5 protein-coding genes are annotated in these 6,264 nt (G+C 38.3%); 4 read left to right on the plus strand and 1 reads right to left on the minus strand.

Going from position 1 to position 6,264, the window contains the following annotated elements; genetic code table 11:
* The 4 genes from L2764_RS25320 to L2764_RS25335 form a co-directional block, all read left to right on the plus strand.
* On the plus strand, positions 1-190 hold a 190-nt coding region (locus L2764_RS25320), incomplete at its 5' end, for a transposase domain-containing protein (RefSeq protein WP_248943141.1).
* Positions 191-728: 538 nt separating this feature from the next.
* Positions 729-1,175: a CesT family type III secretion system chaperone gene (locus tag L2764_RS25325; RefSeq protein WP_248943142.1), complete on the plus strand. Its 447-nt coding sequence runs from the start codon at positions 729-731 to the stop codon at positions 1,173-1,175.
* Between the two features lie 13 nt (positions 1,176-1,188).
* Complete coding sequence (locus L2764_RS25330) at positions 1,189-2,448, plus strand: hypothetical protein (RefSeq protein WP_248943143.1); 1,260 nt, start codon at positions 1,189-1,191, stop codon at positions 2,446-2,448.
* Positions 2,449-2,972: 524 nt separating this feature from the next.
* Positions 2,973-3,149, plus strand: a complete 177-nt coding sequence (locus L2764_RS25335) for a hypothetical protein (protein WP_248943144.1) — start codon at positions 2,973-2,975, stop codon at positions 3,147-3,149.
* Between the two features lie 299 nt (positions 3,150-3,448).
* Here the strand turns inward: L2764_RS25335 and L2764_RS25340 are convergent, their stop codons facing one another.
* The gene (locus L2764_RS25340; RefSeq protein ID WP_248943145.1) at positions 3,449-5,125 is read right to left on the minus strand and encodes a glutathione S-transferase family protein; all 1,677 of its coding nucleotides are present in this window, start codon (positions 5,123-5,125) and stop codon (positions 3,449-3,451) included.
* Positions 5,126-6,264: the final 1,139 nt, after the last annotated feature.

Genomic DNA, 6,264 nt, shown 5'->3' on the forward strand with positions numbered 1-6,264 from the left:
AAACTGGTTATTTAACCACAACCACCGTGGTGCAGAGGCGAGTGCTATGTTGTACAGCATCATAGAAACGGCGAGAGCGAATGGCTTAACGCCGTTCGATTACATCGAACACTGCTTGGAACAGCTATCTTCCCCCAACTGTGATCTCAATAGTCTCTTACCTTGGCATGTTAATCTAAGCAAGGCGTAGTTCGCCGGACGCTCACCTTTGGCGGTGGTTTCTGCAGCATTTTGTGGCTTATTTATATACTCTAGGGCAGTTCCATGTTGCTCCTCTATATTTTCTGTGCGATTCCCTGCGTTGTCAGTGATTAACTTAAAGTGATGCTGCTCATTGATGAGTTTTTATTCTGAATGAAAGTTAATCACTAAAGGGCGGTAGGCCCTAATGAGAGTCGTCGAGTGGCATAGAAATAATCAAAAAATGATACTTCCTCATATTTTTGGAAGATCCAAGGTTACGTTTGTTTTATTATTTAATAAATTATGTCACATGCTAGTGTATATTGATGAGTATTGAACGTAATAGTAACTAGTGTATCTAAGAGTCACTTCACTTAGACTCTCATTTACTGTGTGACGAGAAATATTGAATTGATGCCAAAGTCTTTATCTTTATCGTAAGCGGTGAGGGAGTCAATGGTGTTTTTAAATCAGTCTAAGATGAAGATGATTATCTTATATTAAAAAGTTAACAACATTAAAACAGTTAAAAGACTAATAATGCCATGCTTAATAATCTATTTAATGAACTGAGCCGCCAATATGGTGTAGACATATCGGTAGTGGATAAGCTTGAAGCTTACACTTTTAAATTTGAAAATAATATTGAGCTGTATGTATATCTTTCTAAAGATAAATATACTCTCCATATCTACTCTATTGTACAAAGTATCAGTGCGAGTGACGATAAATTAACGCTATTTGAGTATCTTCTTAAGTTTCAATTGATGGGGGTTAAATCTCACCATAATTCATTTGGTTTAAGCAATGACGGGCATACTATTTATATTTACCGCAATTTTGATATTCATACCGTCATACCAGAACAGTTTGTTCGAGGTATTAAATCATTAGCGACCACATGTGAATATACGCGTGAGCAACTTCAACAGCTACATATTGAACCGTCATCACAAAATAGACCAATGCGTTATCACCGTATTCAAGCATAAAGGACAAAGACACATGCCCGACTTAAATCAAATTCAAACACCATCAATGACTCTATTCAATGAAAGCTTGGGAGAAGACAGGAATGATCAGCTATTTCCAACAATATTTGGCACAACTTTTATCTCCAGCTCAACAATATTAAACCCTTGTAAGGCATCTGATATCGTTTTGCTTTATTCCGAACCGGAGGATATTAACCACTCTCAGATGGATAAGCTTCAATTACTTTCAATGACACCTTTGGAAATGGACGAGTTTGATGAAGATTCAGGTTTGATGCCAATTTTTCAGATTAAAGAACAACAACCTCAGCCAACCCAGCGCTTTTCAATCCATTCACCACTACCTGAAACCATTAAACTGCGTGATGTGGCACAAGAAAGCCCATCTGTTTTACAATCTCGTGGAGTGCAGTCCATTATAGAGGTTGATATGTCTCCTGAACCCAGCTCCCCCACTGAACTCATTAGATTGCTATTGGAAAAAGGCTCGCTTTTTATTAATCCATTGTCTAACGAGAACTTTGATCCCACACGGCTTCAACCAGCGGATCAATTAAGGTTTGAGCAGTTTGTTCGCTTTATACAGGATGCAAAAGTGACCTCTATTGATGATCTTACTCTACACGATGGTGCTAAAGTGACTCTCGTTGCTAAAAACTACGATCAAGTTTTAAAATTTTATCCTAACGGTACCCTCTATGGTGTTGAAAAATATGCTTGTGAGGTTATCGACGAAACCGGTATGAAGGCGTTATTTGTTGCTCATACCGATTGGGATGATAAGGTATTGACATCTAGAGCTCAAAAAATAGACATGAGTCTGACTGATAGCAAACAAGAAGCAATCTTATTTGGTCAAGAAGTGAATAGAGCATTGTCTCATCATGGGTTAGTCATAACCGATATTGACCGTGGTGATAACGTGGGGAGCATTGCGGGAAAGAAAGTCATATTTGATGTGAAAAGTTTAAGAAGGCTTAATGATACAGGTGTATTAAAACCAGCCAATGTAGATACCACTAATCGTAGTCAACAGGTGAATAAATTTAGTACAGAGTTTCTTGGAGAAAAAATTAAATATGAATGGATTAATAGAGGGAATATTGATCCTAGTTTTCACTCTTTTTTATCAGAGAACAGTGATGATTTAAGTGAACTTAGAGAACAGCTGATTGCTTATAAAGCGCATTTAAAAGAAGTCACGCCTGGATTTATACTTGCTAAAAAGCAAGGTTATGTTCAATTATTAATCAATAGCATAAAGATTTGATTTTTAATGATTGATTTTCAGTCGTTATTTTTGAGTTATACACAACATATTGATTGAAGTGCTTGGATTGAGGTACTTGAATTGATGTGCGGTAAATACCAGTGATAAGGAGCCTTATCACTGGTATGGTGATCCGTTCGTTTATTTAACGTGTAAGCCTACTGGCTACGTACTAAAGGCAACTCAAAAAGATCTTCAACTGCTCCACTAAAATAGGATTATTTTCTAGGGATTCTATTAAATGCATCAGTCACATTTAATCCTGTATTGGCATTGAGGTCAGTGGATACAAAAGAATGCTTAACGGCTTCATCTAAAATCCATGTAGTAAAGGAGGTTTGTCACTAATATACTGTATCATATGCGATTTACTGGTTTTCTCTAAATATGCTAACCCACAGCTCGCTTTAAAGGTGATCCACAATTGTATTTGAATTATTCATTTCAATGTCACTTATTGCTTGCCGCAAGCTAAGGTCGTGAGTTCCCATTCACACCGGGCTTAGGATATTAAGCTGCACTTAATGAAACGTCGTGGACTCCCATCCACACTGGGCCAAAAGGGGATCGACAGCAAACAATATCCTTATCTAAAGGCCAGTTCGATATCCCTATTTCTCACTCAAAGAGGTGACTATGTCACCTTAGCCCTCTTGGATCACCTTTGCCGCCCCAGACGAAGTAAAGCGCTTCATGATTAAAAATAAATAATTCAGGGTGTCTTGGTTATTGCCAGTTTGGGACTGCAGGGACTATTTAACCTGAACTCGGGATAATGAGTGTCCGGCTTACTTTTATTCATTTATAAATCATACGATTACAGGTTTTCTGGTGAGTTTAGCCTCTCATTTCCTGCTGAGAGCCGACATTATTGTCGATATCAAGGCGGAGTTTCGATCGTAATAGCCTGCTATTACTCGTTATTCCAACACAGATAGGGGCAAAAATAGCGGTATTCAGCGACGCGGCTTATCCCGAGTTCAGGTTATTTACCTTAAAATCAGCAAGAAGCCGAAGATGGGGATGCTAATTGCTCTGCAATATGGGTCATCCATTTTTCTATGTTTTTACAGTGAGCTACACTTTTACCTAAGCCTAATGCATTAAATGTCACAATCCGCGTATAGAGAACGATATCAGCATAAGTAAAACGATCTGTAACAAGATAATTATTATTATTCAAATGGTTATCTAAATAACTCATCTTTTCAGAAAATATCTCTATATACCCTTGCCGTTCAGTATCAGTCAATAATGTCCCCGCACGCATATGATTAAACCATGCTTGATCTTCTTTAGGTAATTCGTTGTTGGTGCTCTCTTTTACGACTTTATTTGAGCCATTGTCTTTTTTCATTATCCAATCGAAAAATAGTGGTCTATATTCTTTTAGCATGCCTAAATCAAATGCATTCCACATTTTAATTTGTGCTTGTTCATAACTATCTTGAGAAAACAACTGTAAATTATTGGCGATATAACACAGATATTCCACGATGAATTGGGAATCAAAAATAAGGTTTTCACCATGTTTTAAAATAGGCAATTCAGCTGCTGGGTTTAAGTGTGTAAAAGGCTTACGTTTATGATCCAATTCGACCATATTAATTTCAACATTAGTATAAGGTAACTCTAAAATAGCCAGTACTAACTTCACTCTTGAGCACAAAGGTGAGTCTTTATAAGAATATAAGGTCAAATGATTATCCACTTGTACATCATATAAGGCTTTGCGTTTCACTTTTGATGGTTGAGTTGCCATACCTTTAGTGGGAAGTAAGATTTTATTAAATCCCTCTGTATGTTCCTGTAATGCTTGTTTTACCTTAAATTTTTTACGACAAATTTTTCCCATTCCCCAAAGGTACAGAGATTGCTGAATGGTTCTTTTCTTTTTTGAGTAAAGAATATGATTAATTTTCTCTATGAGGCCACTATTATAAAGTAAGTCCATTGATTTATTATGTGTCAATTGAATCGATGGGCGAGCGGCGACACGTTTAATCCATGCTTGAAGGTTGGGGTAGTTCAACTGGTTAATGTTAATACCGACTAAAGAGAGCATCGTTAAACGGGGGTATAACAGAATATCAGCATTAGAAAATAGAGCGCCTAATAGATAATGTTTATCTTGTAGACTACTTTCAACAAAATCAATAAATTTAATTAATTGATTTTGATGCTGCTTCTGCTCTTCTGTCGATAAGATAGCGAGATCCCAAACCTTACCAGACCAATTTAAGTGTCCTGTATTAGTGGTTGTTTTGGCGGCAATGGCAATATATTCTTCTCGAGTATAACTAATGTGCTGCAAAGGCCCCATAGCATAGGCCCACGCCAACGTTCGACAAACTTTTGCCAAGGCCAATTCAACGTTTTGCCATTTCTTTACCTCTGCAAGTCCAGCTATTGTCGAAGGATATAGCGCATTTGTTGGAAACTGATCTTCAAGGTATTCATTAATGACAGATGACTCATATATCATCCGAGCGTTATGGCTAAGCGTCGGTACCACACCGTTGGGATTAATACTTAAATACTCTTGGCTTTTTTGTTGCATTCTAGAAAGATCAATAGACTGAGTTTTAAACGTTAAGCCTTTTTCAATGAGAGTGATTTTTACTCTGCGTACACAAGGGGATCCCTCGTATTCATAAAGAATGATTTCATCTTTCATAATCAGTATTCTCCACTAAAGCTAAGAGTGAGTTTATGTCTAGCTAAAGAATACATCAATAGAGGTTAAGCCTGGGTTAAAAGGGCAAATAGACATTAATCTAGGCGCTTACCACTCTGTGTTTAGCCTGTGTTTAAATCAACTTATCAGAGCTTATTCCCCACAGGAAAACCTAAGAAAGGCGTGTTTATTAGCTGAAACTAAGGCCTAGATCAGCAAGAGGGTGGGGAGTTTATATTTAATGCTAAGCATCGTTTTCCTTGCCGCAAGCTAAGGTCGTGAGTTCCCACTCACACTGGGGCTATCATGAATTTGCGTTTGGCCAAAATAGGTACTGGCTAGTGTTTTTCAACGTGTAATCTTATTGATGTTAATTGCTGCCGCAGGCTGTTGTGCAAATGCTTCTGTAGCACGCTGTAAACCCGTCCATGGGCGCTCTGCGACTTCATCCTTGAAGCCGAAGGCATACAGATGCATTCACACTGTGAATTAAAGGCACCTACCTGCAAGTAGTGTGTTCTCATCTCTTCCTGTAATAAAGAGTGGGCCAAAAGGGGATCTACAGCAAACAATATCCTTATTTAAAGGCCAGTTCGATATCCCTATCTCTCGCTCAAAGAGGTGACGTTGTCACCTTCGCCCCCTCTTGCTTATTTTGAGGTAAATAGTCCTTGCAGCCCCAGACGAAGTTGTTATCCTCATACTTCATTGAAAATATTCTATCGTTTCCGATGGGGCGTCCTGCCCCGCGAAAACTAGTTGAACATCCATGCTCACACTCACGATATTTTCAACTCTTTATTTCGGTAACTCCGATGGGGATCTCAAAGCCAAAAGCAAATCACAAGTCAAAGCAGTGTGTTGCTTTGATTAAATAACCTTGGGACATGTGAATATACGCGTGAGCAATTTAAACACCTATCTATTGAACCTTCATCACAAAATATGCCAATGCACTACCACCGTATTCAAGCATAAAGGATTAAGACACATGCCCGACTTTAAACAGCATCAATGACGTTGTTAAGCGTGAGCGTCCGGCGAACTACGCCTTGCTTAGATTAACATGCCAAGGTAAGAGACTATTGAGATCACAGTTGGGGGGAGATAGCTGTTCCAAGCAATGTTCGATGTAATCG

The organism is Shewanella surugensis (genome assembly GCF_023284005.1).
GTDB lineage: Bacteria > Pseudomonadota > Gammaproteobacteria > Enterobacterales > Shewanellaceae > Shewanella > Shewanella surugensis.

Excerpts from the sequence above, each read along its gene's own strand:
- L2764_RS25340 (WP_248943145.1), bottom strand. The coding sequence starts at position 5,125 with ATGAAAGATGAAATCATTCTTTATGAATACGAGGGATCCCCTTGTGTA.
- L2764_RS25325 (WP_248943142.1), top strand. The coding sequence starts at position 729 with ATGCTTAATAATCTATTTAATGAACTGAGCCGCCAATATGGTGTAGAC.
- L2764_RS25330 (WP_248943143.1), top strand. The coding sequence starts at position 1,189 with ATGCCCGACTTAAATCAAATTCAAACACCATCAATGACTCTATTCAAT.
- L2764_RS25335 (WP_248943144.1), top strand. The coding sequence starts at position 2,973 with ATGAAACGTCGTGGACTCCCATCCACACTGGGCCAAAAGGGGATCGAC.